Origin of the sequence: Lysobacter hankyongensis, assembly GCF_039543145.1 — a bacterium.
GTDB classification, from domain to species: Bacteria; Pseudomonadota; Gammaproteobacteria; order Xanthomonadales; family Xanthomonadaceae; genus Lysobacter_I; species Lysobacter_I hankyongensis.
On the sequence record NZ_BAABJE010000002.1, the window covers coordinates 1 to 24858 of the forward strand.

Annotated in this window: 20 protein-coding genes; 8 read left to right on the forward strand and 12 right to left on the reverse strand. The window is 67.0% G+C overall.

From position 1 onward, the window contains the following. Positions 1 to 333: 333 nt before the first annotated feature. Together ABD974_RS03860 and ABD974_RS03865 are read right to left on the reverse strand one after the other, a co-directional pair. Complete coding sequence (locus ABD974_RS03860) at positions 334 to 1071, reverse strand: murein L,D-transpeptidase catalytic domain family protein (protein WP_425562634.1); 738 nt, start codon at positions 1069 to 1071, stop codon at positions 334 to 336. Between the two features lie 64 nt (positions 1072 to 1135). Then, the gene (locus tag ABD974_RS03865; protein WP_345301973.1) at positions 1136 to 2248 is read right to left on the reverse strand and encodes a L,D-transpeptidase; all 1113 of its coding nucleotides are present in this window, start codon (positions 2246 to 2248) and stop codon (positions 1136 to 1138) included. 140 nt (positions 2249 to 2388) lie between these two features. On the opposite strand from ABD974_RS03865, the gene ABD974_RS03870 reads away from it, so the two are divergent. From ABD974_RS03870 to hemC, 3 genes are all read left to right on the forward strand, one after another. Further along, entirely contained in the window at positions 2389 to 3096 is a 708-nt protein-coding gene (locus ABD974_RS03870; protein ID WP_345301974.1) for an alpha/beta hydrolase, read from the forward strand. Positions 3097 to 3450: 354 nt separating this feature from the next. Next, positions 3451 to 4194, forward strand: coding sequence for a LytR/AlgR family response regulator transcription factor (locus tag ABD974_RS03875; protein ID WP_425562635.1), 744 nt, complete (start codon positions 3451 to 3453; stop codon positions 4192 to 4194). 81 nt (positions 4195 to 4275) lie between these two features. Further along, complete coding sequence (gene hemC / locus ABD974_RS03880; RefSeq protein ID WP_345301976.1) at positions 4276 to 5184, forward strand: hydroxymethylbilane synthase; 909 nt, start codon at positions 4276 to 4278, stop codon at positions 5182 to 5184. Between the two features lie 185 nt (positions 5185 to 5369). Here the strand turns inward: hemC and ABD974_RS03885 are convergent, their stop codons facing one another. The 6 genes from ABD974_RS03885 to ABD974_RS03910 form a co-directional block, all read right to left on the reverse strand. Beyond that, positions 5370 to 6314: a dimethyl sulfoxide reductase anchor subunit family protein gene (locus tag ABD974_RS03885; protein WP_345301977.1), complete on the reverse strand. Its 945-nt coding sequence runs from the start codon at positions 6312 to 6314 to the stop codon at positions 5370 to 5372. A 174-nt stretch (positions 6315 to 6488) separates the two neighbouring features. After that, complete coding sequence (locus ABD974_RS03890) at positions 6489 to 7271, reverse strand: 4Fe-4S dicluster domain-containing protein (protein ID WP_345301978.1); 783 nt, start codon at positions 7269 to 7271, stop codon at positions 6489 to 6491. 13 nt (positions 7272 to 7284) lie between these two features. Further along, entirely contained in the window at positions 7285 to 7476 is a 192-nt protein-coding gene (locus ABD974_RS03895; RefSeq protein WP_345301979.1) for a hypothetical protein, read from the reverse strand. Continuing rightward, complete coding sequence (locus ABD974_RS03900; RefSeq protein ID WP_345301980.1) at positions 7473 to 10412, reverse strand: molybdopterin oxidoreductase family protein; 2940 nt, start codon at positions 10410 to 10412, stop codon at positions 7473 to 7475. The genes ABD974_RS03895 and ABD974_RS03900 overlap by 4 nt, the downstream gene beginning before the upstream one ends. 47 nt (positions 10413 to 10459) lie before the next feature. Continuing rightward, on the reverse strand, positions 10460 to 11053 hold the full coding sequence (locus ABD974_RS03905; protein WP_345301981.1) for a LolA family protein: 594 nt from the start codon (positions 11051 to 11053) through the stop codon (positions 10460 to 10462). 80 nt (positions 11054 to 11133) lie between these two features. Next, positions 11134 to 11946 (reverse strand): DUF3047 domain-containing protein, encoded by an 813-nt coding sequence (locus ABD974_RS03910; RefSeq protein WP_345301982.1) that lies wholly within the window; start codon positions 11944 to 11946, stop codon positions 11134 to 11136. Between the two features lie 248 nt (positions 11947 to 12194). On the opposite strand from ABD974_RS03910, the gene ABD974_RS03915 reads away from it, so the two are divergent. Beyond that, positions 12195 to 13163 carry a helix-turn-helix transcriptional regulator gene (locus ABD974_RS03915; protein ID WP_345301983.1) on the forward strand — a complete coding sequence of 323 codons (969 nt, stop codon included), beginning with the start codon at positions 12195 to 12197 and terminating at the stop codon, positions 13161 to 13163. Positions 13164 to 13233: 70 nt separating this feature from the next. Here the strand turns inward: ABD974_RS03915 and ABD974_RS03920 are convergent, their stop codons facing one another. Together ABD974_RS03920 and ABD974_RS03925 are read right to left on the reverse strand one after the other, a co-directional pair. Continuing rightward, positions 13234 to 13686 carry a hypothetical protein gene (locus ABD974_RS03920; RefSeq protein ID WP_345301984.1) on the reverse strand — a complete coding sequence of 151 codons (453 nt, stop codon included), beginning with the start codon at positions 13684 to 13686 and terminating at the stop codon, positions 13234 to 13236. A 173-nt stretch (positions 13687 to 13859) separates the two neighbouring features. Then, positions 13860 to 14219 carry a hypothetical protein gene (locus tag ABD974_RS03925; RefSeq protein ID WP_345301985.1) on the reverse strand — a complete coding sequence of 120 codons (360 nt, stop codon included), beginning with the start codon at positions 14217 to 14219 and terminating at the stop codon, positions 13860 to 13862. Positions 14220 to 14360: 141 nt separating this feature from the next. On the opposite strand from ABD974_RS03925, the gene ABD974_RS03930 reads away from it, so the two are divergent. The 4 genes from ABD974_RS03930 (at position 14361) to ABD974_RS03945 (ending at position 20219) form a co-directional block, all read left to right on the forward strand. Beyond that, entirely contained in the window at positions 14361 to 14675 is a 315-nt protein-coding gene (locus ABD974_RS03930) for a hypothetical protein (RefSeq protein ID WP_345301986.1), read from the forward strand. 284 nt (positions 14676 to 14959) lie between these two features. Further along, on the forward strand, positions 14960 to 16993 hold the full coding sequence (locus ABD974_RS03935) for a prolyl oligopeptidase family serine peptidase (RefSeq protein WP_345302375.1): 2034 nt from the start codon (positions 14960 to 14962) through the stop codon (positions 16991 to 16993). Between the two features lie 336 nt (positions 16994 to 17329). After that, positions 17330 to 18559 carry a protein-tyrosine phosphatase family protein gene (locus ABD974_RS03940; protein ID WP_345301987.1) on the forward strand — a complete coding sequence of 410 codons (1230 nt, stop codon included), beginning with the start codon at positions 17330 to 17332 and terminating at the stop codon, positions 18557 to 18559. A gap of 490 nt (positions 18560 to 19049) precedes the next feature. Next, a complete protein-coding gene (locus ABD974_RS03945) occupies positions 19050 to 20219 on the forward strand; it encodes a right-handed parallel beta-helix repeat-containing protein (RefSeq protein WP_345301988.1) in 1170 nt (389 codons plus the stop codon). Between the two features lie 113 nt (positions 20220 to 20332). Here ABD974_RS03945 and ABD974_RS03950 read toward each other — a convergent pair whose 3' ends face one another. Together ABD974_RS03950 and ABD974_RS03955 are read right to left on the reverse strand one after the other, a co-directional pair. Beyond that, a complete protein-coding gene (locus ABD974_RS03950) occupies positions 20333 to 23761 on the reverse strand; it encodes a leucine-rich repeat domain-containing protein (RefSeq protein WP_345301989.1) in 3429 nt (1142 codons plus the stop codon). Between the two features lie 218 nt (positions 23762 to 23979). Beyond that, a complete protein-coding gene (locus ABD974_RS03955; RefSeq protein ID WP_345301990.1) occupies positions 23980 to 24516 on the reverse strand; it encodes a DUF924 family protein in 537 nt (178 codons plus the stop codon). Positions 24517 to 24858: the final 342 nt, after the last annotated feature.

Below are 24858 nucleotides of genomic sequence, written 5' to 3' on the forward strand. Positions count from 1 at the left end.
TTGGTCTGTCGAGGGTAGAGAACTCACCTGCCGATCGGCTACATGATTCGTCTCAGGTCACGATGCCTGCGCGATGCGGCTCGCGGAGACCGCGCGCTCTGCAAGCGGGGCCGGATGAAGTCGGGGAAACCCCTGTGGGAGCGACGGAAGTCGCGACAGGCTGCAGAAAAAGTTCCGGAAAAGCGTCGCGACTCCCGTCGCTCCCACAGGGGCTACGGTGACATGTCGGGTAGAGCGGCCTTCAGGCCGCTGCTCTTGCGGTACGAAAAAGCAGCGGCCTGAAGGCCGCTCTACCGGCGATCCTGCAGGGCCGCCGGGATTCCGGACAGGCGCTCAGGGCGCGCTGCGGGCGGTCTGCGATGCGTTGCCCGCGAATCTGTCGGCGCGGCAGTGGAAGAACTTCGAATTCGCCAGCCACTGCTGGTCCGGGTAATACGCGAACAGCAATTGGCCGTCCTTCAGCGTGTCGATCATGTCGTCGGCCACCGCGGGGCGCACCGCGGGACAGCCGAAGCTGCGGCCGAGCCGGCCCTGGCGCTGCGCCATCTCGGGATTCACGTAGGGCGCGCCGTGCATGACGATGGCGCGGGCGCGGGCGCGATCGTTGATGCCGGGTTCCAGACCGTCCATGCGCAGCGAGATGCCGTTGCTGCCGGTGTAGCGTTCCGCGGTGGTGAACAGGCCGAGGCTGGACTGCAGGCTGCTCTCGCGATTGGAGAAGGCGTTGGCGAAGTTCTCGCCGCTGTTGCGGCCGTGGGCGACGTGTTCGGCATAGAGCAGCCGTTGTTCGCGCAGATCGAACACCCAGAGTCGGGGTTCGGTGGACGGCCGCGAGTAATCGATCACCGCCAGTCGGCGCGGCGTCGCGATGGCGCCCGAGGCGGCGGCACAGGTCGTCGCTTCGAGGGCCAGCGCCAGCACTTTCGGATCGGCCTTCGGCGCCAGCCGCTGCAGTGCGGCGAGCGACGCCAGGGCCGGCAGGCCGCGGTCGGCGACCGATGGCCCATGGCCCGCATCGGCGGCGGATGCGGAGAAGACCATCGCGAACGCGAGGGCGGCGAACAGCAGCATGGCGGGTCGGGTCATCGCCGCAGGATGCCGCAGGCCGGCGCCGGAAACATGAACAGGCCGGACTTCACTCCCGGTTCCGGTCCTGCGGAGGGGCGGTTTGCGGCAGCGGTTCCGGCGCCGGGGTGACCGCGGTCGCGTTGTCCTCGTCGGCGCGGATCACCGTCATCCCTTCCGGCGCGGCGCGGCGCAGGGGCTCGTCGGTGACGATCACGGTCGCACCCGGCCGCAGCGCGTCGTAGATCCGGTGGGCGAAGAGGTCGTCGACGTGGATCTGTCCGCTCACCAGCGCCTGGTGCAGGTCGCCTTCGGACGGCGTGCGGCTGGTGCGCGTCGGCACCGCGATCGTCAGCCAGCGCAGCGCCGGGCGATCGCGCACGACGTCGCTGAAGCCTTCGCCCATGCCTTCCAGCAGCACGTAGGCGTGTGTGCCGCGCAGCGGTTCGTCGCCGACCTCCACCCGCGCGCGTCCGATCTCCACGCCGTTGCGCAGCACCGAGACCCGGCGATCCCGCGTGCTCAGCACCACGGTGAGCGGGCCGTCCGGCGCGCGCTCGGGCAGCCACCAGGTCTCGGCATCGTCGACCACCGGACCGGGCGTCTTCGGTGCGCCGGTGGCGGGATCGACCGGTGCGAACCAGCCCGGCGCGCTCACTTCCGGCGCATGCGAACGCTCGCTGGCGATCACTACGGTCATGCCGCGCGTGGTCGCGCCGAACAGCTTTTCCGAAAACGCGTACGGCAACCGCACGCAGCCGTGCGAGGCCGGGTAGCCCGGGATCCGGCCCGCATGCATCGCGACCCCGTCCCAGGTCAGCCGCTGCATGAAGGGCATCGGCGCGTTGTCGTAGAGATTCGAGAAATGTTCGCGCTGCTTCTGCAGGATCGTGAACACGCCGGTGGGCGTTTCGTATCCGGCCTTGCCGGTGCTGACCGTCGACACGCCGATGCGGATGCCGTTGCGATACACGTAGGCCAGTTGCTCGGGCAGGCTGATCACGATCACCACCGGCCCTTCCGGCGCCAGTTCCGGCATCCACAGATATTCGCCGGGCTTCAGCGCGACGGTCGGCGCGGTTGCGGCCGCTTGCGGGGAAGCGGAGGGTGCGGCGGCTGGTGTGGCCGGCGGTGCGGCGATCACCGGTGCGCCGGCCGCCGACAGGGCCAGCAGCAGGGTCATGGCGAGAGCGGTGGCGGGGCGCGGACAATGGACCATGTAGCAGTGTCGCATCGATGCCGCCCGATCGCCTTGAGAAGACGCAAACCCGCTCCGCCTTTCGTACGGTGGCGGCCGCGCGCGGTCGCGGCCATGATAGGCCGATGACCGACATCGACCCCGCACCCCTGCTCGACCGCGTCGAGCTGCAGACCGGCCCCGACGCCGCCCCCGCCTGGACCATCCTCTGGCTGCACGGCCTGGGCGCCGACGGCCACGATTTCGCGCCGATCGTCCCCGAACTGGTCCGCCCCGGCTGGCCCACGCTCCGCTTCGTCTTCCCGCATGCGCCGGTGCGCGCGGTCACCATCAACGGCGGCACGCGGATGCGCGCCTGGTACGACATCGCCCACCTCGATCTGGCCAACCGCGCCGACGAGACCGGAGTCGCCGAATCCCTCGTCCAGATCGACGCCCTGATCGCCCGCGAAGCCGCGCGCGGCATTCCGCCGGAGCGGATCATCCTCGCCGGCTTCTCGCAGGGCGGCGCCATCACGCTCGCGGCCGGCATCCGTCGCCGGGCGCCGCTGGGCGGCCTGGTCGCGCTGTCGACCTATCTGCCCGCGCCGACCAAGGCCTCGTCCGCACTGCAGCCCGGCGCCGAACGCCAGCCGTTGTTCATCGCCCACGGGCAGTTCGATCCGGTCGTGCCGTTCGCGGCCGGCGAACAGACCGCGGCCCTGCTGCGCGTGCTCGGCTTCACGCCCGAATGGCACCGTTATCCGATGGCCCATCAGGTCTGCGCCGAAGAGATCCGCGACCTCGGCGACTGGCTGCAGGCGCGTTTCGCCACTGTCGGATCGGCCGGGTGACCGTGGCGCCCGGACGGCGTTAGAGCGTGTCATGCACTTTTGATAGGCCGCGAAGGTCGTCTGCGGGCCTGGGCCAAGGCGCGCGCCGCCGCCAAGGCTGGTGGCCTTGGCAAGGTGCGCAACGCCGGATCGGGCCCGCAGACGGCCTTCCCTTCGGGTTGCGCCCCTGTGGCGCCGATCCTGCGGCCCGTGGCTTGCCTTGGCCACCAGCCAAGGCTGCGCCACGGAACCTTGTCTCGGCGCCACAGGCTGCGCAACGCGACCTACCAAAAAGTGCATGACACGCTCTAAGATCGGATCAATGGGATCAGGCCGCACAATGACGTGAAAGTCCTCATCGCCGACGACGAACCGATGGCCCGCGAGCGCCTGCGCGCGCTCCTCGCCGATCACCCGGACCTCCGCCTGGTGGGGGAAGCCGCCGACGGCAGGGAGGCGCTCGACGCCTGCGCCGAGCAGATGCCCGACATCGTCCTGCTCGACATCGCGATGCCCGGCATCGATGGCCTGGAAGCTGCCCGCCATCTCGCCACCTTCGAACCCCGGCCCGCGGTGGTGTTCTGCACCGCCTACGACGAACACGCGCTGTCGGCCTTCGACGCCGCCGCCGTCGACTATCTGGTCAAACCCGTGCGCCGCGAACGCCTCGCCGCCGCGTTGGATCGCGCCCGCACCTTCGTCGCCGGTCGCGCGCCGCGCGCCGACGGTGCCGAACATGCGGCCGGCAACGGCGCCGCGAATGGCGCCGCGAACGGCAGCGGCAGGAAACGCAGCCACCTCTGCGCGCGCCTGCGCGGCAGCCTCCGCCTCATCGCGATCGACGACATCCGTTACCTGCACGCGGAAGAGAAATACGTCGTCGTGCACCACGCCCGCGGCGAAGACCTGATCGAGGAATCGCTGAAGTCGCTGGAAACCGAATTTGCCGACCACTTCGTGCGCATCCACCGCAACTGCCTCGTGTCCCGCGAAGAACTGGTCGAACTGCGCCGCGCCTCCGACGGCCGCATCGAAGCGGTGCTGCGGCACGGCGACAAACCGCTGGAAGTGAGTCGCCGCTGCGTGCCGCATCTGCGGGAGATGGTGCGGCATTTGTAGCGAGTCCGGTTGGGCCGGCGAAGCGAAATGCCGCCCTTTTCAAGCATCGGAAGGGCGCGGTCTGCATGCGATAATCGCCGCATGAAAACCCTTCGCATCGCCACCCGCAAAAGCCCGCTTGCCCTGTGGCAGACCGAGCATGTCGCCGCCCGTCTGCGCGCGCTGGATCCCGATCTCGACGTCCAACTGATCCCGATGTCGACCCGTGGCGACGAGGTGCTGGACCGGTCGCTGTCGGCGGTGGGCGGCAAGGGCCTGTTCCTCAAGGAACTCGAACTGGCGATGCTGCGCGGCGATGCTGACTGCGCGGTGCATTCGCTGAAGGACGTGCCGATGGATCTCGACGGCCCGTTCGCGCTGCCGGCGATCCTGGAACGCGCGGACCACGCCGACGCGTTCGTCAGCAATCGATACGACGGCATCGCCACGCTGCCGCCGGGCGCGCGGGTCGGCAGTTCGTCGCTGCGGCGCCAGGCGCAGCTGCGCGCGCTGCGCCCGGATCTCGATCTGGTCGATCTGCGCGGCAACGTCAACACGCGGTTGGCGAAACTCGATGCCGGCGAGTACGACGCCATCCTGCTGGCCTGCGCTGGTCTGCAGCGACTGGGCTTCGACGCCCGCATCCGCGCGCGCCTGGATGCGCCCGAATGGCTGCCCGCACCGGCGCAGGGCGCGATCGCGATCGAATGTCGCGACGACGATGCCGCGACCCGCACTCTGTTCGCCGCGTTGAATCACGCGCCCACGCGGCGCTGCGTCGAGGCCGAGCGTGCGATGAACCGCGCGCTGCACGGCAGCTGCCAGGTGCCGGTGGCCGCGTTCGCGCGCGAGGTCGAGGGCGGCCTGCATCTCGCCGGCCTCGTCGGTTCGGTCGCCGACGGCCGTGCGGTGCGCAGCGAAGCTGTCGGCGCCGATGGCGATGCGCTTGGCCGTCAGGTCGCGCAGCAGCTGCTCGATCTCGGCGCGGGCGAGTTCATCGCCGGGCATTGATCCGCGCCGCGCCCGCTTTTTGTAGGAGCGCCGGCAGGCGCGAGGCCCGCAACGTTTCATGTGCGACATCGCACGCAATCCAGTGCGCCATCGAGAGCGTCTCATGATGACGGACGACGCGTCATCCGAAACGTTGTGGGCCTCGCGCCTGCCGGCGCTCCTACAAAAGCGCAGGCGTGGGCCGCTCAGTAATACAACGTCACCAGATGCTTCGCCTCGGCGAAGAACAGCCACCGTTCCACCAGGGCGCCCACCTGGAACGACACCGCGCCCACCCACAGCAGCGGCGTCGCGTCGCCGTGCGGCAGCAGCCACACCGGCAGCGCGCACAGCGCGGGCACCAGCGCGAACAGCACCGCGGCGATCGCGCGCAGCCGCTTCGCATGCTTGCGCGCGACGACGAAGCCCATCTCGCGGGTGAGATAATTGGCTTCGGTGTGCGGACGTTCGAACACGTTCACGTCGCGGTCGGGCAGGCCGACGGCATCGCCGCGCGTCTGCGGCCAGGCATCGCGGTCGAGATCGCGCCAGTAGCGGTGCTTCACCAGCCACAGCGCGATCGCGCCGGCGACGATGCCCGCGCCGACCAGGTTCGGGGCATCCAGCGTGGTGCCGGCGAACGGGCCGAACAGCAGGCCGCCGCCGAGCGCGGCGAACAGCAGGTACGCAGGCACGACCAGGCGATGACGCCACGCCGGAATCGGCTTCAGCGAGGCGTAGATCATCGCGGTGCTGCAGATCGCGGCGACGCACAGCGGCGCCAACAGCGTGCCGCCGATCCGCAGCGCCAGTCCATCGTCCGCCGATTCGATCAGCACCGACTGGATCGCGATCATCGCCGCGGCCACCGCGAAGCATGCGATGGCGAACACGCCCTCGCGCGACATCCATGATGTCCGCCACTGCGAGAACGCGCGCCAGACCCGCGCGGGCTTGCCCAGATGCCACAACGATGCGATGACGCCGGCCGCGACCAGCGCCGCGCCAGCGATCAGCCCGAGCACCCAGCCGAGACCATCGAACCATTCCGCGCGATCGCCGAGCGCGATGCGCAGCGCGATCCAGAACCACAGGCCGAAACCGGTGCCGGTGAGGGTGGTGAAGACGATGACGGAGAAGGCCGGGTGCATCTCAACGCCTCATGTCGTGCGGCATGTCGTTCGGGATCCGGCGAAGCCAGAATGTCATGTCATTCCGAATCCGGCGAAGCCGGTGAGGAATCTGCTTTTCATCATTCGCCACAGGCAGATCCCTCACCCCGATGAAGCCGGGGTTCGGGATGACAGGGTTGGGTGTGACGGGTTTCATCGCGACAACACCCGATCCAGCCAGCGCAGCAGCGGCGGCAGCGCGGCGGTGTCGAGCGCCTCGTCCTGCGTCGGCGCGGCGGCATCGCCGCCCGCACGTCGCGGGCGCGGCGGCAGGTAGCGGTTCACGGGTGCGTAGCCCAGTTCGGGCATGAGCGCGACGCCGCCGCGTTCGGCGACGAGTTTCGACACCTCGGACTCGGGGTCGCCGAGATCGCCGAAGTGGCGGGCCTTCGTGGGGCAGGCCTGCACGCACGCGGGCTGGCGTTCGGCTTCGGGCAGATGTTCGTTGTAGATGCGATCGACGCACAGCGTGCATTTCTTCATCACGCCCTCGACCGCGCTGTATTCGCGCGCGCCGTAGGGGCAGGCCCACGAACACAGCTTGCAGCCGATGCACTTGTCCTCGTCGACCAGCACGATGCCGTCCTCGGCGCGCTTGTAGCTGGCGCCGGTGGGGCAGACGGTCACGCAGGCCGGCGTCTCGCAGTGCAGGCAACTGCGCGGGAAGTGCAGGGTCATCGCCGGCTGTGCGGCCTCGGCGGCAAGGCTGCCCGACGTCGCGCAGGCGGAGGTCGCGGCGATCTCGTAACTGTGCACGCGGTTGAACCACACGCCCGACGGGTCCTTGCCGTACGGATGCTCGTCGGTGAGCGGCCCGGCGATGCCGCCCGCGTTCCACTGCTTGCAGCTCACGGCGCAGGCATGGCAGCCGACGCAGGTGTCGAGATCGATCACCAGGCCGAGCTTCTTCGTCGAGGGTGGCGGCAGGTCGGTCATCGTGCGGTGTTCATCAGGCGTCGCTGTCGCGCAGGAACCACAGGCCGAGCGCGACCGCGCATACCGTTGCGGCCAGCACCGGCCACGGTCCGATGCCGCCGGCGCCGGTGAGCACGATCCACGCCAGCCACAGGCTGCCGACCTTGCCGAGCGCGATGCAGGTCCAGCCGGCGACGCGGCGACGGCGGGCGTTGGCGAGGCTCATGCATGATCCTTCGCGCGCATCGCCGCGCCATAGCGCAGCGGCGCATCGCGCGTCGCATCGAACGGCAGCGGCACGAACTGCGGCGCGCTCATGCCGGCGGTGTCGGCCCTGCGGATCGCGACGCGCAGATCGAACCATGCCGCCTGACCGGTGACCGGATCGGCGTTGGCGTAGTCGCCGCGCGGCGTGATGTCGGAAATCAGGTGATTGAGCAGGAAGCCCTGTTCGCCTTCGGGCGCGTTCTTCGCGAGTTTCCACGCGCCCCTGCGTTTGCCGATGGCGTTCCAGGTCCACACCGTGTCCGGCTGCACGTTGCCGGCGAACTTCGCCTGCACGGTGATCGTGCCGTGGTGCGAGGACACTTCGACCCAGTCTTCGTCGGCGATGCCGAAGCGCGCGCCGGTGTCCGGGTGCAGATACAGGACGTTGCGCGTCGCGATCTGCCGCAGCCACGCGTTCTGCGAACCCCAGGCGTGATACATGAACATCGGACGCTGGGTGATGGCGGACAGCGGATGGTCGGCGCCTGCGTTCTGCGCCGATTCGAAGGGCTCGTACCACATCGGCAGCGGGTCGAAATACGTGGCCACGCGTTCGCGATGTTCTTCCGGCGGCTGCAGCGCGCCGTGGCCCTGCGCGGCGAGCCGGAATTTCTGCAGGGTTTCCGAATACAGCTGCAGCGGAATCGGGTCTGTGGTGGCGATGAAACCGAAGCGATGCGCCCACTGCAGGTAGTCGCGGTTCGCCATCTTGTAGTAGCGCGCGGACTCCGGAATCGGCGCATGCCAGAAGCCGCCGTGTTCGATGTAGCGTCGCAGCTGATCGGGATTCGGCGCGCCCTTGCCGTGCTCGTCGCCGTCCGCGCCGCGCCAGCCCGCGAGCAGGCCGACGCCGGGCGCGCGTTCGTGAGTGACCATGTAATCCGCGTAGTCGCGGTATTTGGGCGCGCCGTTTTCGTCGGTCATGCCCGGCAGGCCGAGCCGCGCGCCGAGATCCAGCAGCACCGACTGGAAGCCGCGCACGTCGCGCGGGCGGCCATCGCCGTCGTGCTGCGTCGCCGGGTCGAACACGGGATGCCGGATCGCGTCGGAGGCGCCGTCGGCATCGGAGATCGGCCGGTCGAGCAGGCTGATCGCGTCGTGGCGTTCGAGATAGGTCGTGTCCGGCAGCACCAGGTCGGCGTAGGCCACCATTTCGCTGGCGTAGGCGTCGCTGTAGATGATGTGCGGGATCCTGTAGTCGCCGCTGCCGTCCCGGTCGGTGAGCCAGTGCATGGTCTCGCGCGTGTTCATCGCCGAGTTCCAGCTCATGTTGGCCATGAACATCAGCAGCGTGTCGATCCTGTACGGATCGCCGGCCCAGGCGTTGCGGATCACCGTATGCAGCATGCCGTGCGCGGACAGCGGATACGACCACGAGAACGCATGATCGATCCGGCGCGGCTGCCCCTGCGCATCGACGACGAGATCCTCCGGCCCCTGCACGAAGCCCAGCGGCGCGGCGTCCAGCGTGCCGTTGTCGCGACGCGCCTTGCCGGGCCGGTTCGCGGGCGGCACCGGCTTCGGGAACGGCGGCTGGTAGCGGAAACTGCCGGGCGCATCGATCGCGCCGAGCAGCATCTGCAACACGTGCAGCGCACGGCAGGTGTGGAAGCCGTTGCTGTGCGCGCTGATCCCGCGCATCGCGTGCATCGCCACCGGGCGTCCGACCATTTCGTTGTGTTTGCGGCCCCAACTGTCGGTCCACGCGATCGGCAGACTGAAATCGCTGTCGAACGCGGCCTGCGCGAGTTCGCGCGCGATCCGGCGGATGGTGTCGGCGGGGATGCCGCAGCGTTCGCTCACCGCATCCGGCGCGTACTGCGGATCGAGGTAACGTTCGGCCAGCAACTGGAATACCGGAACGGCGATGCGACCATCGGGCAACGTGCATTCGCCGACGACGGCGGGATGGATGTCGGTGGCGTTGGCGTCCGTCAGGCTGCCCCCTCCCCAGCCCTCCCCCGCACGCGGGGGAGGGGGCTTGTCTCCTTCCCCCGCATGCGGGGGAAGGTTGGGATGGGGGCCACGGTTCCAGCACAGCGGCCTGCCCGCTTCATCCCGCGCGAACAGCCCATCGTCGGCGCCGCCCGGATTGCGGATCACCAGCCAGTGCGCATTGGCGTAGCGCACGAGGTAATCGAGATCGATGCGGTCGCTGCGCAGCAGTTCGTGGATCAGCGCGAACGCGAACAGGCCGTCGGTGCCGGGACGGATGCCGATCCATTCGTCGGCGATCGCGCCGTAGCCGGTGCGCACCGGATTGACCGCGACGATCTTCGCGCCGCGCGCCTTGAGTTTGCCCAGGCCGAGCTTGATCGGATTGGAGTCGTGGTCTTCGGCCACGCCCCACAGCATCAGATAGCGCGTGTGTTCCCAGTCGGGTTCGCCGAATTCCCAGAAACTGCCGCCGATGCTGTACAGCCCGCCCGCGGCCATGTTCACCGAGCAGAAACCGCCGTGCGCGGCGTAGTTGACGGTGCCGAACTGCTGCGCCCACCAGCCGGTGAGCGCCTGCGACTGGTCGCGGCCGGTGAAAAACGCGAGTTCGTCGGGATTGCGTTCGCGGATCGGCTTCAGCCATGAGGTCGCGAGCGCCAGGGCTTCGTCCCATTCGATCTCGCGGAACTCGCCGCTGCCGCGTTCGCCGGTGCGCAACAGCGGCTTGCGCAGCCGCGCCGGCGAGTAGTGCTGCATGATCCCGGCCGAGCCCTTGGCGCAGAGCACGCCCTTGTTGACCGGATGATCGGGGTTGCCCTGGAGGTAGCGGATCTGGCCGTCCTTGATCCAGACCTTCAGGCCGCACCGGCACGCGCACATGTAGCACGTGGTGTGCTTGACCTCGTCGCCGGGCGACGGCGAGAGGTTCAGGCGGGGTTCGTGCGGCGGCGCGGACATGGCGCCATTGTGCCTGCCGGGGGCGCCGGCAGGCGAGCGGCGCGCATTTACTTCGGCGCGTCGATCCGGATCGCCGGGTCGTTGTAGCGCGAATAGACGATGGTGGTCGTGCTGGTGCGCTTGCCCGCGGTGGCGGTGACTTCCATCTTCAGCGGCAGGCCGTTCGCGCCCACCCACAGCAGGCTGTCGCTGCGGATGCCGTCGTAGGTCTGGATCATCCGGTATTTCTTCGCCGGCTTGCCGTCGACCGTTTCTATGCCGAGGGCTTCGATCTCGGCACGATCGACCTCGCGGAACGCGCGATCGCTCTGCCGCCACTGGGTCATCGTGCCCTTGGGCATCGGCACGCGCATGGTGCGGCCGTCCAGGGTCATGTACATCGTGTCGCCGATGATGACCTGCGGGCCCATGCCGGAATCGACCCGGAAGCGGTCGGGCGCGACGAAATCCATCTCGGTCTTCGGCACGCGCTTGTCGCTGTGGGTCATCGACGCGTGATAGCTGCGCAGGGCCAGGAATTTCAGACTGAGCGCCTTGATGTCCTCCTTCGGCCCCGCCCAGGCGGTGGCGGCGGCGAACAGGGACAGCGGCAGGAACCACTTGGCGAGACGATGGGCGGCGGCGGGACGAAGCGAAGACATGAACGCGGGCTCCGGGAAGCGGGACGGATTCAGTCGTTAGCGGAAAACGGCGGCGGAACCGGCCAACGCGCGCACGGGCATCATCGCGACGGCGTGCCGACGAAATCGATGTCGCCGAACCAGGTGTTGGCCGACTCGCCGGTATCGTCGGTGTCCGCGGCCACCGACACGCCGATGATCCGCGGCGGGTCGGTGTTGTAGGCGCGCCGGTAATCTTCGACCACGTCGCGCTGCAGCGCCTGCCAGCGCCCGAGGCGCTCGGCGCCGCTGCTGGCCACCACCATCGCCACGAACGGCGTTTCGGCGCTGTCGAGAATGGTGTCCACCGGATGCGTGTTGTCCCACACGTAGCACAACCCGGCGGTGGGCACGCGGTTGCCGTACCGCGTCCGCTCCAGCTTCAGCCGGGTGCGCTCCTTCAGCGACATCGTCTCCGGATCGCGGTCGAAGTACACGCAGATGCGCGCGGGGCTGTCCTCGCGATCCTTGCGTCCGAGCTCCGCGCCCTGCAGCACGCGTTCGGTGCGCCAGCGCCAGCGCAGGGTCGGGGTCAGTTTCGGGTCCGCGAACAGGCCGTGGCGCAGCGACGCGCTGCTGCCGTCGGCGCGGGCGCGCAGGATGATGGTGCCGCCATCGGGCACCAGGTCGTAGCGCGTGCCGCGTTCGGCCTTGGGCTTGGTTTCCAGGGTCCAGCCCGCCGGTGCGGTGGCCGCGACCGGGCCGGTGGAGAACGGCGTGGGTCGCGCCATCGGCGGCGCCGGCGCTGCGTGGGCCGGCGCGGGTTTCGGCGCGCGCTTCGCGGCCCAGGCCGGCAGTGCCGCGAGCAGTGCGCACGCCAGCACGGCGGCAACACGGAGGCCGGTATCGGCGGGACGAAGACGTGGACTCGGCATGTCGCTCCTGGGGATCCGCTCGAAGATGCGCCGGCAGCCGTCCGGGCGCCGGGCCCGTGGCCGTTCCGGCGCAGGACTCATAGGCGAACACAGCGCCGCGGGGCTTGTCCAGCGGGCGTCTCAGGCGGTGAGGCGGTGGCCGTGTACGATGCATCATCGACCGCAGCGCGCAGGACGCCACCGGCCGGCCGGGCCGGCCGCGTGGCGCCGGCTGCCGTCGTCCCCCGCCGTCCGCCATAATCGAGCACATGGACCGTTACGAACGCATTCTCTCGCTGCACCGCATCCTCAAGAGCGCCCGCTACCCGGTGACGGTCAAGCGGCTGCAGGACGAACTCGAGTGTTCGCGCGCCACCGCCTACCGCGATCTGGCGTTCCTGCGCGACGCGCTGATGGCGCCGATCATGGGCGACGGCGAGGCCGGATTCCGCTACGACCCGGGCGAAGGCGAGCGCTTCGAGCTGCCGGGTCTGTGGCTGAACTCCGAAGAGCTGCACGCCCTGCTCGCGGCGCAGCAACTGCTCAGCCGCACCGGCGGCGGCGTGCTGTCCTCGGCGCTGGCGCCGCTGCAGCAGCGCATCGAGAAACTGCTGGAGGAACATGCCCCCGGCAAGCGCTGGCCGGTGGAGCGCGTCCGCGTCATCCCGCACCGCACCCGGACCATGGACGAGCAGGTGTTCCGGATCGTCTGTTCCTCGGTGCTGGAGCGCAAACAGCTCAGTTTCGAATACCGCGCGCGTTCCACCGACGAGAAGACCCGGCGCACGGTCTCGCCGCAGCGCGTCACCCACTATCGCGGCAACTGGTATCTCGACGTGTACGACCACGAGCGCGACGCGCTGCGCAGTTTCTCGGTCGACCGCATCTCGACCCCGCGCATGCAGGACGCCGACGCCCGCGACGTGCCCGACGCCGAACTCAACGAGCATCTCGCCGGCAGCTACGGCATCTTCTCCGGCGCGCCCAAGGGCTGGGCCACGATCGTCTTCAACCAGAAGATCGCGCGCTGGGTCGCCGACGAACGCTGGCATTCGAAACAGCAGGACCGCGTGCTGCCCGACGGCCGTTTCGAACGCAAGGTGCCGTACAGCGCGCCGCGCGAGCTGTTGATGGACATCCTGCATTACGGCCCCGACGCCGAGATCGTCGAACCGGCCTCGCTGCGCGAGCAGATGAAGGCGATGCTGGAACTGGCGGTGAGCAACTACCAGAAGTGAGGCGCGGCGACGTGCGCTTCACGCGCGCTCGAACGCCGTGCCGACCGACGAAAGTCTCGGCCCGTTGGTTTCAGCCCGTGGGCTTCAGGCCGAAATAGGCGTAGGCCGAGGACACCGCGAGGCCGAGCCAGGCCTGCCCGAGCGTGGTCAGCGCCGGCAGCGCCTTGGGGTGATAGAGGCCGACATAGAACGCGGCGAATCCGGCGCCGATCCAGGCCAGCACGTAGAACACCGCCACGATCTTCACCGCGCGCAGCGCCCAGTGCGAGAGATCGGCGGCCAGCGTGCGCGCCATCGGTGCCTCGCCCGGCCGGGTCACGGCCAGCTCGGCGATCACCAGCGCCGAGACCAGTCCGCCGATGATCGACAGCGCCTGCGCCATGCCTTCGTTGAAATAGGTGGCGGGATAGGCCGTGCAGCCATCGGTCGAGACGCACAGCGCGACCTTGATCGCGACCTGGATCAGGTGCAGGTAGAGCCCCAGCAACACGACGGAGATCAGTCCGCCGAACATGAGTTTCATGGTGTTTCTCCAGCGGGCGTCGTTGCCGTGGAGTCTGTGGCTATCCGCCGCCTGCGCGGGTCGCAGACAGGGATCGGTTCCGCATCGATCTGGACGACGCGACGCTCAGGTGTTCGCGGACTGCCGATGCGCGCGGCGGCCGGGCGTTGGATGCATGCGGAAGCCCGCGTGGCTCAGGGGGCGAACGACAGTTCGTAGGACGTGTGGAACGCCTTGCCCGCAGCCACCGGCAGGCGTGCGGTGGCGAGCTGGTCTTCCATGCAGATGGCGAACGCCGACTCGCCGTTGCGCCAGGTGTTCATCGGCAGGCCGTCGCGGCTCACCTGCACCACGATCGTCACCGGCGCGCCGCGGGTGGGTGCCGGGCCGCAGACGAGCAGTGCGGCTTCCAGCGCCTTGCCCTGCGCCTCGACCAGCGCCGCGCTGTCCTTCGGCAGCAGCAGGGCTTCGTATTCGTCGGCGTGCGCCTTCGCTTCCGCGTAGGACGGGACGACGGCCGCCAATTGCGCCATGAGCAGGGAAGCGAACAGCATGCGCGGATCTCCGGTGCGGCGGGCGATCCGTGCGGATCGCGATGTCGGGATGATGGCATGAAGCATCGTCATCGCCGCCGCCGGTCTTAAGCCCTGAGACAGGGCGCGCGGAGACTGGCATCGGTCCCTCGGAGTCCTGTCATGTCGATGCGTCCCGCGAACCTCGCCCCCTTCCACACCTCCCCACTCGAACAGAGCCTGCTGGGCGCGGCTGCGCTCGGGCTCGTGGCGATGCTGTCCTTCCCCGCGGCACGCGGCATCGGCGAGACCTTCGGCTGGCTGCCGTTCTGGCTGCTGGCGCTGCCGCTGGCCGCCTGGGCGACCGCGCGCCTGCTGCGCCTGCGCGATGCGGCCGCACTGGCGGCCCGGCCCTCGGCCCGCGTGCATCGTCTTCTGCAGACGGTCCGGCCGCGCAAGTCCGTCGGCCGGCCGCAGGCGCTGCGTTGCGCCGCCTGATCGGCCTGCGCCGGGCAGCTCCGGCCAGCCGCGATCCGTCGGCGCGGCGACATCGAGACCGCGGGCCTCGCCCCGCCTCCGCCTGCCGGGACCTCCGGCAGGGCGGGGGCGGGGCCGGCTGTGCTAGCGTGACGACCCCGCCGCCACTGCCCGGACCCCGTATGTCATCGTCCCCGCATGTCCGCCTCGCCGCCGGCCTCGTCTTCGGCTGCGCCACGACCCTTCTCGCCGCCGGCCCGGTCTTCGATGCCCGCGCTGCCGCCCCCGCTGCCACCGCCAAGCCCATGACCCAGACCACCGCACCGGAAGACCCCTATCTCTGGCTGGAAGCCGTCGAGGATCCCAAGGCGCTGGACTGGGTGCGCGAACGCAACGCCAAGGCCGAAGCCGAAATCGCCAGCACCCCGGAGTTCCAGAAACTCGAAGGCGATCTGCGCGCGATCCTCGATTCCGATGCGCGCATTCCCGCGGTGCAGAAGATCGGCGCGCACTACTACAACTTCTGGCGCGACAAGGCGCAGCCGCGCGGCGTGTGGCGGCGGACGACGCTGCTCGAATATCGCAAGCCGAACCCGCAGTGGGAAACGGTGATCGATCTCGACGCGCTGAACGCGGCCGAGAAGGAAAACTGGGTCTGGCACGGCGCCGAATGCCTCAAGCCGCAGTACCAGCGCTGCCTGATCGCGCTCTCGCGCGGCGGCGCCGACGCCGACGTCACCCGCGAGTTTGATCTCGAAAACAAGACCTGGGTCGAGGGCGGCTTCTTCCGCCCCGAAGCCAAGGGCGGCCTGCAGTGGATCGACCGCGATACCGTCTACGTCTATACCGATTTCGGCCAGGGCTCGATGACCGAATCCGGCTATCCGCGCGTGGTCAAGGAATGGAAGCGCGGCACGCCGATCGAATCGGCCAAGGTGGTGTACGAGGGCAAGCCCGAGGACATGTACATCGCGGCCTATCGCGATCTCACGCCCGGTTACGAGCGCGATTTCGTCTCCCGCACCATCGCGTTCTACAACGACGAGCTGTATCTGCGCGGCAAGGACGGCAAGCTGGTCAGGATCGACGTGCCGAACTCGGTCAACAAATCCGTGCACAACCAGTGGATGACGCTGGAGTTGCGCGAACCGTGGACGCTGAAGGACCGCACCTACGAAGCCGGCTCGCTGCTGGCGATCGACTTCGACAAGTTCATGGCCGGCAGCCGCGACTTCGACGTGGTGTTCACCCCGGACGAACACACCTCGCTGTCCGGCCACGCCTGGACCAAAAACCACCTCGTGCTGACCCTGCTCAACGACGTGAAGAGCAAGGTGCGGGTGATGACCCCGCTCGGCGAGGGCGGCTGGCGCCAGAGCCTGCTCACCGGCGCGCCGCCGGTCGGTACCGTGAGCGTGAGCCCGGTCGATCCCGATCTCAACGACTGGCTGTGGATGACGACCACCGACTTCCTCACCCCGACCGCGCTGTCGCTGGTGGACATCGGCAAGCAGCCCGAGAAACTGAAATCGATGCCGGCGTTCTTCGAGGCCGACGGCCTCGTCGCCGAACAGCAGTTCGCGACATCGAAGGACGGCACCAAGATTCCGTACTTCATCGTCCGTCCGAAGCACATGAACATGGACGGCACCACGCCGACCCTGCTCTGGGGCTACGGCGGCTTCGAAGTGTCGTACACCGCGACCTACACCGCCATGGCCGGCCGCGGCTGGCTGCAGAACGGCGGCGTGTACGTGCTGGCGAACATCCGCGGCGGCGGCGAATACGGCCCGCGCTGGCACCAGGCCGCGCTGAAGGCCAACCGCCACAAGGCCTACGAGGACTTCGCCGCGGTCGCCGAAGATCTGTTCGCGCGCAAGATCACCTCGCCGCAGCACCTCGGCGCGCAGGGCGGCAGCAACGGCGGCCTGCTGATGGGCAACATGATCACCCAGTACCCGCAGCTGTTCGGCGCGGTGGTCTGCCAGGTGCCGCTGCTCGACATGAAGCGCTACAGCCACCTGCTCGCCGGCGCGTCGTGGATGGCCGAATACGGCGATCCCGACACCAAGGACTGGGAGTTCATCCAGACCTTCTCGCCGTATCACCTGTTGAAGGACGGCGCGAAGTATCCGCCGGTGCTCTTCACCACGTCGACCCGCGACGATCGCGTCCACCCGGGCCATGCCCGCAAGATGATGGCGAAGATGGAAGCGATGGGCGCCGACGTGCGCTACTACGAGAACATCGAAGGCGGCCACGGCGGTGCGGCCAACAACCAGCAGGAAGCGCACATGCGCGCGCTGGCCTACACCTTCCTGTGGCAGAAGCTGAAATGACGTAGGGCGGGCTCAAGCCCGCCGTCGCGAAGCGGACCCGCATCGCACATCGGTGGGGATCACACAGGGCGGCCAATGGCCGCCCTTTTTTTAACAAGTTCGGTTGCGGCCCATGGCCGCCCTGTTTTTTTTGCAGGATCAGCTGCGGCCCATGGCCGCCTGTTCGTTTTTGCGCGATCCATTTCTTTCGATCCGTTGCGCGGCCTGTCGACACGTGCCCGGATCGTGCAGACTGTGCGCCGGGCAACGCAGGATGCGCCGCGCGATGTCATCGCGCTCCCCCGGGTGCGGCCAAGGCCCTCGCAGTTCCATCGACCCGCACCCAAGGAGCACGTCATGTCCACACAGGTCTACAGCTACGCCTATCTGTTCGCGCCGCAGGCAGGCACGACCGTCGTCGTCACGCTCATGTCCGGCGCGTTCAGCGCCGATGTGCCTGCCGAGCCGCCGAATCCGCTGCCCAGCGTCACCGTGACGCCCGGCACCACGGTCACGGTCTACAACACCAGCGAATACGCCGAAGGTTACGTCACCATCACCGGCGGTTCCGGCAGCAGCGCCTTCAGCGCCGAATGCCATCTCAATTTCCTTCTCGGCGATGCCGACAAACCTTGGGCGCTGGACACCAGCGGCTCGTATCCCAACGACAACGACACCATCATCGGTGCCTTCTCCAGCGGCACTCCGGCCAACATCCCGGTGGTGCAACCGTCGGGCGCGTCGCCGTCGGGGGTCGACAGCCTGTATCAGGTGCTCGATCCGTACATGGTGTTCCTGGTCGACAAGCACGCCAACGGCAACCTGCTGTTCCGCGGCAACGTACCGTTCACCGCGCCGACGACCGCGAACGGCCCGCAGAGCGTCGATTTCGACGGCCTGCACGCAGCGATGAAGGCCAAATACGAAAGCCAGACCGGCCTGTCCGACTTCCCGGCCAAAGGCAGCTACATCCTCTGCGACATCTGCCTGCAGAGCACGCAGTCCGAAGGTGGCTCGATCCTGTGGGAACTCGAATCCTTCGGCGGCGATGCGCTGAGCCAACTGGCCGCTCGCGCCTGGTATCCAGCGACGCCGGCCGCGCCGCTCAACGCGCAGATGTGCAACTGGGAAATCGAACCGCACACGGCCCCGGGCAACGATGTCTTCGACTGGCATTCCGCGCAGAAACTCTCGACGATGCTCTCGGCCACGCAAAGCCAGCCGTACATCTACTACATCCACTGCGCCAGCGGCCACGACCGCACCGGCATCGTCGCCTCGTCGTACCTGATCGTGAACCGCGCCCTGGATCTGAAGAAGGCGCTGATCCAGGGCACCACCATCGCCAAACTGCCGTCGGACATGGCCGGCACGCAGTTGATCGTCGACTGCCAGGACATCGACGGCAGCAACAAGAACGGCATCGATTCCGACCGCTCACGCGTGCTGATGATCGCCGGCATCTACGGCACCACGGTGCTCAACATCTACAACAGCCAGAATCCGTCCTCGCCGGTCGCCGCCATCCCCGCGGAGGCCGTGAGCAGCGACCCGGCGTATGTCTACAGCGAGTATCCCTGGTCCTGATCGATGCGACGCGGGCAGACATCATCGCTTGTCCGCGCATCGAGTGACATTTCGATAGATATCGCAGAGCGGCCCATGGGCCGCTCTGCGCATTTGCAATGCCCGTCTACGGAGGCGATTGCATCGTCCCGCCTTGCGCCCGCTGTCATTCCGAACGCGCGCAGCGCGGAGAAGCCTGCTGTTGTGCGCTGTGCTTACGCAGCAGCGTGTTTGCGGTTCGGAGCTGATCGGCGTGCCCCCGCCCCAACCCTCCCCCGCGTGCGGGGGAGGGAGTGAAACTCAAAAGCCGCCGCCCGTCGCCCGCGTCCAGCCACGTATGTTCATCGGCCTACTGGTATACGCGCTGATCTGCTGGGGCCAAACGTGACGCTTGCGTCCCGCGTCCGGCTGTGTTCCCGTTTGCGCCGCCCATGACAGACCGGGCCGTCGTCGTTTTCAACGGCGGTATCGTCGATGCCGCCGCCATTCCTACCGCAGAAGGACAATGCGAATGAAGATGTTGAACACTCTGATCCTGTTGTGCGCCGCCGCGATGCCGGTGGCGGTGCAGGCGTACCCGCGTGCCGATTGCATCGGCGATGAAGGCGGCACCGTGGTCACTCCGGGTTCGGTGTTGCAGAACGCGGTCAACGCCGCCTACGGCACACCGGTCGTGCTGTGCCAGCAGGCGCGGTTCGAAGTCTCCGGCTACGTGACGCTGCCGGCCTACACCAAACTGCAGACGCGCGCGCTGCCGACGGACGATGCGCTCAAGGCCACGATCTTCTACAAGCCCGGCAGCGGGCTGCCGCAGGGGCGCGCGGTGCTGGACGCCAACGGTCGCGCCGGCGTGGAATTGCGCAATCTCATCGTCGACGGGTCGCGCTCCTTGCCGTCGATCGAGCAGACCACCGGCAACGCCACCAAATGGCGCGCGCTGATCGCGATCTCCGGCCAGAATTCGCTGATGGATCGCGTGCGCGCCATCAATACCGTCGGTGGCGCGACCATCGCCGCGGCCGACGACGTGAACTGCAGCAACCTGCGGATCACCAATTCCTTCATCGGCCATGCCGGCTTCAACCAGTCCGAGCAGTGGGCCGACGGCATCGCGCTGTACTGCTCGAACGCCTACATCGCCAACAACGAACTGCGCGATGTCACCGATGGCGCGATCACGCTGTACGGCGGCACCAATACGGTGATCGAAAGCAACTGGATCGCGAACAGCGGCCGTTCCGCGATCAGCGGCATCATCGGTGCGGCGGCGCAGAAGCGGACCTTCGGCGCATCGTTCGCCGGATTTTCCGGCTCGGTCGTTCGCTACAACCTGATCCAGACCGCCGATGGACAGCACATCACCATCGCGCTGTCCGCGGGCTCGCGGATGTGGTGCGACGCCGCCAGCAACAATCCTGACTGCGACATGGTCCAGGGCCTGAGCTTCGCCTACAACCAGGGCAGCGGCCTGTACGGCTACGGCATCGCCGTGGCCGGCATGACCGGCGCCACCATCGTCGGCAACAACCTCACGATGACGCCGTGGACCAACCCGGGCTGGACCGGATCGCGCGCGCACTGCAATGGCACGAACTGGTACGTGGTGGAATCCGGCTCCGGCGGAACGTTGCAGCCCGGCTATACCACGCGCACCACGCTCGGCGGCTGCGCCTGGTTCTGAGCGCCTTCCTGGAATCTTCCGACCAAATCGTTGGAGCGGCCTGTACCGTCGTTCGACCGGTCGGGCCGCTCTGGCGGAAGATGCGTTGCTGCACATGGCCCTGCAATGTGGTCTCAGGCCCCGGGCAAGCGCTGCAGCGCGGCTTTCACTGGCGCGAAATCGCCTTCGGAAAGGCATGCCATGCCGCGCGGCATCAGAACATCGTTCATGAATGCCAACGTCTCGTCGGCGATGTCCGCAATCTTTTCCACGGTCTGGATGTTCTTCCAAACAGAAAGATGCCTTGTGGGGTCGCGATTGCCTAAGGATTCTCTCAGCCGTTCTGCCTCGGAAACCCAATGGTCGACATACTTGATCCGTTTATCGTCGCTCAGGCTGAAGGATGCGTCGACAATCAGTGGCAGTGCGCAGCGCCGTAGCTGCTCCGGATCCGATTGGTTGCGGATATTGAGGTATGCCATTTCCTTCATGCAGTTGCGGGAATACACGTAGGCATCGCTGAGCAGAACGAGGACGCGCGCCCCGCGTCCCACTTCTCTCATGAACGCTTCCAGGCTGTCGCCAGGCAACATCGCTTCCTGGTCTCTGCGCACATCGAACGCGTCTTCGAGCGACCGTTGCAGAGCGACGGCGAACGCCTGCAGGGGTCTTCTCCCTTCAGCGTCCTGTGTGCCCCACGCATAAGAGATGTACACCACTGGCTTCTGGCCGGGCAGCGGCGGAATCGGTGCGGGTTGTAGCATGTCCTTGCCTCCTTGCGACGGGTTGCTGTGCATTGGATGAGGTGCGTCGGCATCGCTCCGCTCGATCTGCGGTGGCGCGCCGATGCGGATGTCTTCCAACAGCGCGACCAGCCGCGCACAGAGGGCTTCCGCATCCCGTCCGGTCGCGCGCATGCATACGCGGCCCGAGCCATCGGCTTGCTGTTCGGTGTCGATGCGGGCGCGGCTGGCGGTGCCCGCATCGTACAGGCACACACCGTAGCGCCAGTACACCGCGTCGCGGCCGGCCAAGCGGCCAATGCAGGCCAACAGTGCGCGCAGCACGCCATCATGCAGAAAGGCGTAATTCGCCACCACCTCGACAGAGTCCGCGTCGGCCGGCCACGCCATCGCGATCCGGTTCGCGATGGCCGCTGCCTCCGGCAGGGCGTCGATCATTGCGTAATAGTGGGTCTCGCTCCACTGATGAACCGGAAAGATCAGGTCGCAGCTCGCCATCATCGACAGCAGCAGCTGTTGCTCCTGCGCGCTGTAGCGGTCGTGCCATGCCAGCGCGTCCAGCAGTTCCGGTGCGAACAGGCCGTTTTGCCCGCGCAGCAGCGGCAAGACCCGGCTGCGGTCGAACAGGGTGTAGATACCGTCCAATGCCCACTGCTGGTCCAGCACGATGGCATCGCCGAACAGACCGGATTGATGGAATACATCGCCGGACTGATGCAGATAGTGCAGCAGCGCTTCCGATGAAGCACCGTGATGGGTGTCGGCGCAGATCGCGTCGAAGCGCGCGCGGTCGATGGTTTTCTCCGCCTCGCGCAGTGCCACCAGCCGGTCGCGCACCGCCAGCCAGCTGGCCGGCATCCGCGGCGGTGCCGGTGACTCCAGCCGATGCCGCGCGGCGCGCTTCAGCAGATCGCGCAGGCTGTCCACACCATCCTTCTGACTGGCGCAGCTGATGGTCTGCCGGTACCACGCCAGTCGCCCGGTGTCGCGCAACGGTGGCATGGCTTCACCGTTTTCGCGCGCGCACTGGGTCTGCACCACGATCACCCGCGCATCATCGCCGGCCAGAGAATGGATATAGTCCAGCCAGTACTGCAGCGGCCGGTGGCGCATTTCCAGCCCGCTCTTTTCCTCGATGTACGGCGCCTCGTGCTCCATCCCCGGATGCCAGGCCAGCACGAAGATCGCGCGCGATTTCAGGAACAGCGCATGCGTGCCCAGATAGGTGTCCTGTCCGCCGAAGTCCCAGGCATTGAGAAAAATTGGACGCTCGTCGTGATGCCGGCACAGTTCGAAGCGGTCGAGCTGGATACCGTGGGTGGAAGGGAGATCGCCGTGGAAGTCATCGCCACGCAAGCGCCGGAACAACTCGGACTTGCCGATGCGGCCGTTGCCGAGGATGAACAGCTTGAGTTCGTGGGATTCAGCTTCGCCTTGCCGGAGGTCTTGCGACCAGATGCGTAGACGGGGAATGCAGTTATCGAGCAAGTTTGAAGACAGGATCTCCGGCGGTACGGCTTGGAGGCGATTTGAGAAAAAATGCGAGAGCGCTGGCCACCATGCCCAAAGATCGTCTGCCTGCAGCGTCTGTGCAAGTGGTGTTTCGTACAAATCCAGTGATTGCAGTGCGGTGAGTCCGGGGAGCGGGCCAACCTCCGCCAGCTGAGTACATCTGCTCAAGTCAAGCGATTGCAGAGTGATGAGTCCGGCAAGCGGGCTGAGCTCTGTGAGCTGAGTACAGTTGCTCAAGTCAAGCGATTGCAGAGTGATGAGTCCGGCAAGCGGGCTGAGCTCTGTGAGCTGAGTACAGTTGCTCAAGTCAAGCGATTTCAACGCGGTCAGTCCGCCGAGGGGACTAAAGTCTTTGAGTTGTGTGCAACCGCTTAATCCTAGTGATTGCAGCGAGGTAAGTCCAGCGAGTGGGTGTAGTTCTGTCAGTCCAAAGCAAAACCGCAAATTCAGTGATTGCAGCGCGACGAGCCCAATGATCGGGCCGAGATCTTTAAGCCAGTAACAGCTGCCAAGATTCAGCGATTGTAGTGCGGTGAGTCCAGCGAGCGGGTTGAGGTCTGTGAGCTGGGCGCAGCGGCTCAAATTCAGCGATTGCAGTGCGGCGAATCCAGCGAGCGGGTTGAGGTCTGTGAGCTGATCGCAATCGCTCAAATTCAACGATTGCAGTGCGGTGAGTCCAGCGAGCGGGTTGAGGTCTGTGAGCTGATCGCAATCGCTCAAATTCAACGATTGCAGTGCGGTGAGTCCAGCGAGCGGGTTGAGGTCTGTGAGCTGATCGCAATTGCTCAAATCCAGCGATTGCAGCGCGGTGAGTTCGGCGAGTGGGCTAAGGTCTACAGGCTGACGGCGCCAGTGCAAGTTCAGTGATTGAAGTGCAGTGAGTCCTGCAAGATGCTCAAGATCTATGACTCTATGGCATAGGCCCAAATTCAGCGATTGAAGTGCGGTGAGTCCAGCAAGGGGGCTAAGGTCTATAATTTGCCCGCAGTCGCTCAAATCCAGTGATTGCAACTGGGCGAGTCCCGCGATTGGATTCAGATCAACTAAGCCGCGATGTAAATCCTCGCGATTCTCGTTGTATCTCCAGATTGCCTGCTCGGGATCGTACTCATAAGTGCCCAATCCGAATTCCCGTAACTGATCCGCCAGCCACCCAATCTCCAGCGGAATCGCATCCAGAAGCAAATCCCCTAGATCCAACCAATCCTGCCCGCTCTGCGTAGCCTGTTCAATCCGCCGCACCGCCTCCGCATACGCTTGCTCTGGCGTCATCGTTGCCGGATCGCTTCCTGCCTCATCGCTACTCATCCTTCCCCCCTGGCATGTGCGCACCCGTAGGCGCATGACTCGTACCGCACAGAGTCTAACGCGGGCACCCGCTTCCGTAGGAGGGCCTTCAGGCCCGAGATTTTGCTTTGTCCATGACGCGGAGTGGTGCGCGACATCGCTTCGGACGGGACGGGTCGTCATGCGAAAAGCTCGGGCCTGAAGGCCCTCCTACAGCGGGCTTCAGGCGTGTGCCGGTATCAAAACCCGCCGCCCGCATCCAGCCACGCCTGTTCTTCCGGCGTGTTCGTGCGGGCGAGCGCGCGGTTGCGGTGCGGGAATCGGCCGAAGCGGCGGATCACGTCGCGGTGCGCTTCGGCGTACTTCAGGTAGTTCGCGTCGCCGAGCGCTTCGCACAGCGCGACTGCGCGGTCCTGGTCGGCGAGGGCTTCGGAATGCTCGTACGGCAGATACAGGAAGATCCGCAGCGCGGGGTCGATGCGTCGATCGTGTCCTGCGTCGATCGCGAGGTCGGCGTATGCGCGCGCCAAGGGGTCGGTCGCGAACGCATGCGCGCTGTCGCGGAACACGTTGCGCGGCAGCTGATCCAGCAGCAGGATCAGCGCGAGCGTGCCGTCGGCATCGTCGAGCAGCGCTTCATGCTCGCGACGCGCGGCGGCGAAGTGCGCGTCGAGGAAGCGTTCGCGCAGCGCGGCGTCGAACGCGTCGTCCTTCGCGAACCACTTCGCCGGGCCGGCGTCCTGCCAGAAGGCGATGATGTCGATGGGCTGGGTCATGTCGCGATGCTCCTCAATGCTTGCGGGAATGGTGTTTTTGTTGGATGGCCCGATCAGCCGGATGGCTGTCGAGCACCGGACCCGGCAAGCATGGCACGAAGGTCAAAAAGCGCGGGCCTGAACGCCCTCCTGCGGCAGCGTCGTAGGGCGGGCCTTGGCCTGAGATATCCCCACGAATTTTCCATGAGACGCAGTAATTTCTCAGTTCCGACGGCATTCGTGAGCCGGTTCTGGTCTTGATCTACCGGGGCCCCTGGTCGCGACGGGTTTCGTGGATCAGGCCCAACGGGCGCGCGGCAGGACGCCGCGCGTTTTTCGACAGGACACGGACGTCCTGTCGAA

Coding starts and splice junctions, on each gene's coding strand:
- ABD974_RS03860 (WP_425562634.1), bottom strand. CDS start 1,071: ATGCTGCTGTTCGCCGCCCTCGCGTTCGCGATGGTCTTCTCCGCATCC.
- ABD974_RS03865 (WP_345301973.1), bottom strand. CDS start 2,248: ATGACCCTGCTGCTGGCCCTGTCGGCGGCCGGCGCACCGGTGATCGCC.
- ABD974_RS03870 (WP_345301974.1), top strand. CDS start 2,389: ATGACCGACATCGACCCCGCACCCCTGCTCGACCGCGTCGAGCTGCAG.
- ABD974_RS03875 (WP_425562635.1), top strand. CDS start 3,451: ATGGCCCGCGAGCGCCTGCGCGCGCTCCTCGCCGATCACCCGGACCTC.
- hemC (WP_345301976.1), top strand. CDS start 4,276: ATGAAAACCCTTCGCATCGCCACCCGCAAAAGCCCGCTTGCCCTGTGG.
- ABD974_RS03885 (WP_345301977.1), bottom strand. CDS start 6,314: ATGCACCCGGCCTTCTCCGTCATCGTCTTCACCACCCTCACCGGCACC.
- ABD974_RS03890 (WP_345301978.1), bottom strand. CDS start 7,271: ATGACCGACCTGCCGCCACCCTCGACGAAGAAGCTCGGCCTGGTGATC.
- ABD974_RS03895 (WP_345301979.1), bottom strand. CDS start 7,476: ATGAGCCTCGCCAACGCCCGCCGTCGCCGCGTCGCCGGCTGGACCTGC.
- ABD974_RS03900 (WP_345301980.1), bottom strand. CDS start 10,412: ATGTCCGCGCCGCCGCACGAACCCCGCCTGAACCTCTCGCCGTCGCCC.
- ABD974_RS03905 (WP_345301981.1), bottom strand. CDS start 11,053: ATGTCTTCGCTTCGTCCCGCCGCCGCCCATCGTCTCGCCAAGTGGTTC.
- ABD974_RS03910 (WP_345301982.1), bottom strand. CDS start 11,946: ATGCCGAGTCCACGTCTTCGTCCCGCCGATACCGGCCTCCGTGTTGCC.
- ABD974_RS03915 (WP_345301983.1), top strand. CDS start 12,195: ATGGACCGTTACGAACGCATTCTCTCGCTGCACCGCATCCTCAAGAGC.
- ABD974_RS03920 (WP_345301984.1), bottom strand. CDS start 13,686: ATGAAACTCATGTTCGGCGGACTGATCTCCGTCGTGTTGCTGGGGCTC.
- ABD974_RS03925 (WP_345301985.1), bottom strand. CDS start 14,219: ATGCTGTTCGCTTCCCTGCTCATGGCGCAATTGGCGGCCGTCGTCCCG.
- ABD974_RS03930 (WP_345301986.1), top strand. CDS start 14,361: ATGTCGATGCGTCCCGCGAACCTCGCCCCCTTCCACACCTCCCCACTC.
- ABD974_RS03935 (WP_345302375.1), top strand. CDS start 14,960: ATGACCCAGACCACCGCACCGGAAGACCCCTATCTCTGGCTGGAAGCC.
- ABD974_RS03940 (WP_345301987.1), top strand. CDS start 17,330: ATGTCCACACAGGTCTACAGCTACGCCTATCTGTTCGCGCCGCAGGCA.
- ABD974_RS03945 (WP_345301988.1), top strand. CDS start 19,050: ATGAAGATGTTGAACACTCTGATCCTGTTGTGCGCCGCCGCGATGCCG.
- ABD974_RS03950 (WP_345301989.1), bottom strand. CDS start 23,761: ATGAGTAGCGATGAGGCAGGAAGCGATCCGGCAACGATGACGCCAGAG.
- ABD974_RS03955 (WP_345301990.1), bottom strand. CDS start 24,516: ATGACCCAGCCCATCGACATCATCGCCTTCTGGCAGGACGCCGGCCCG.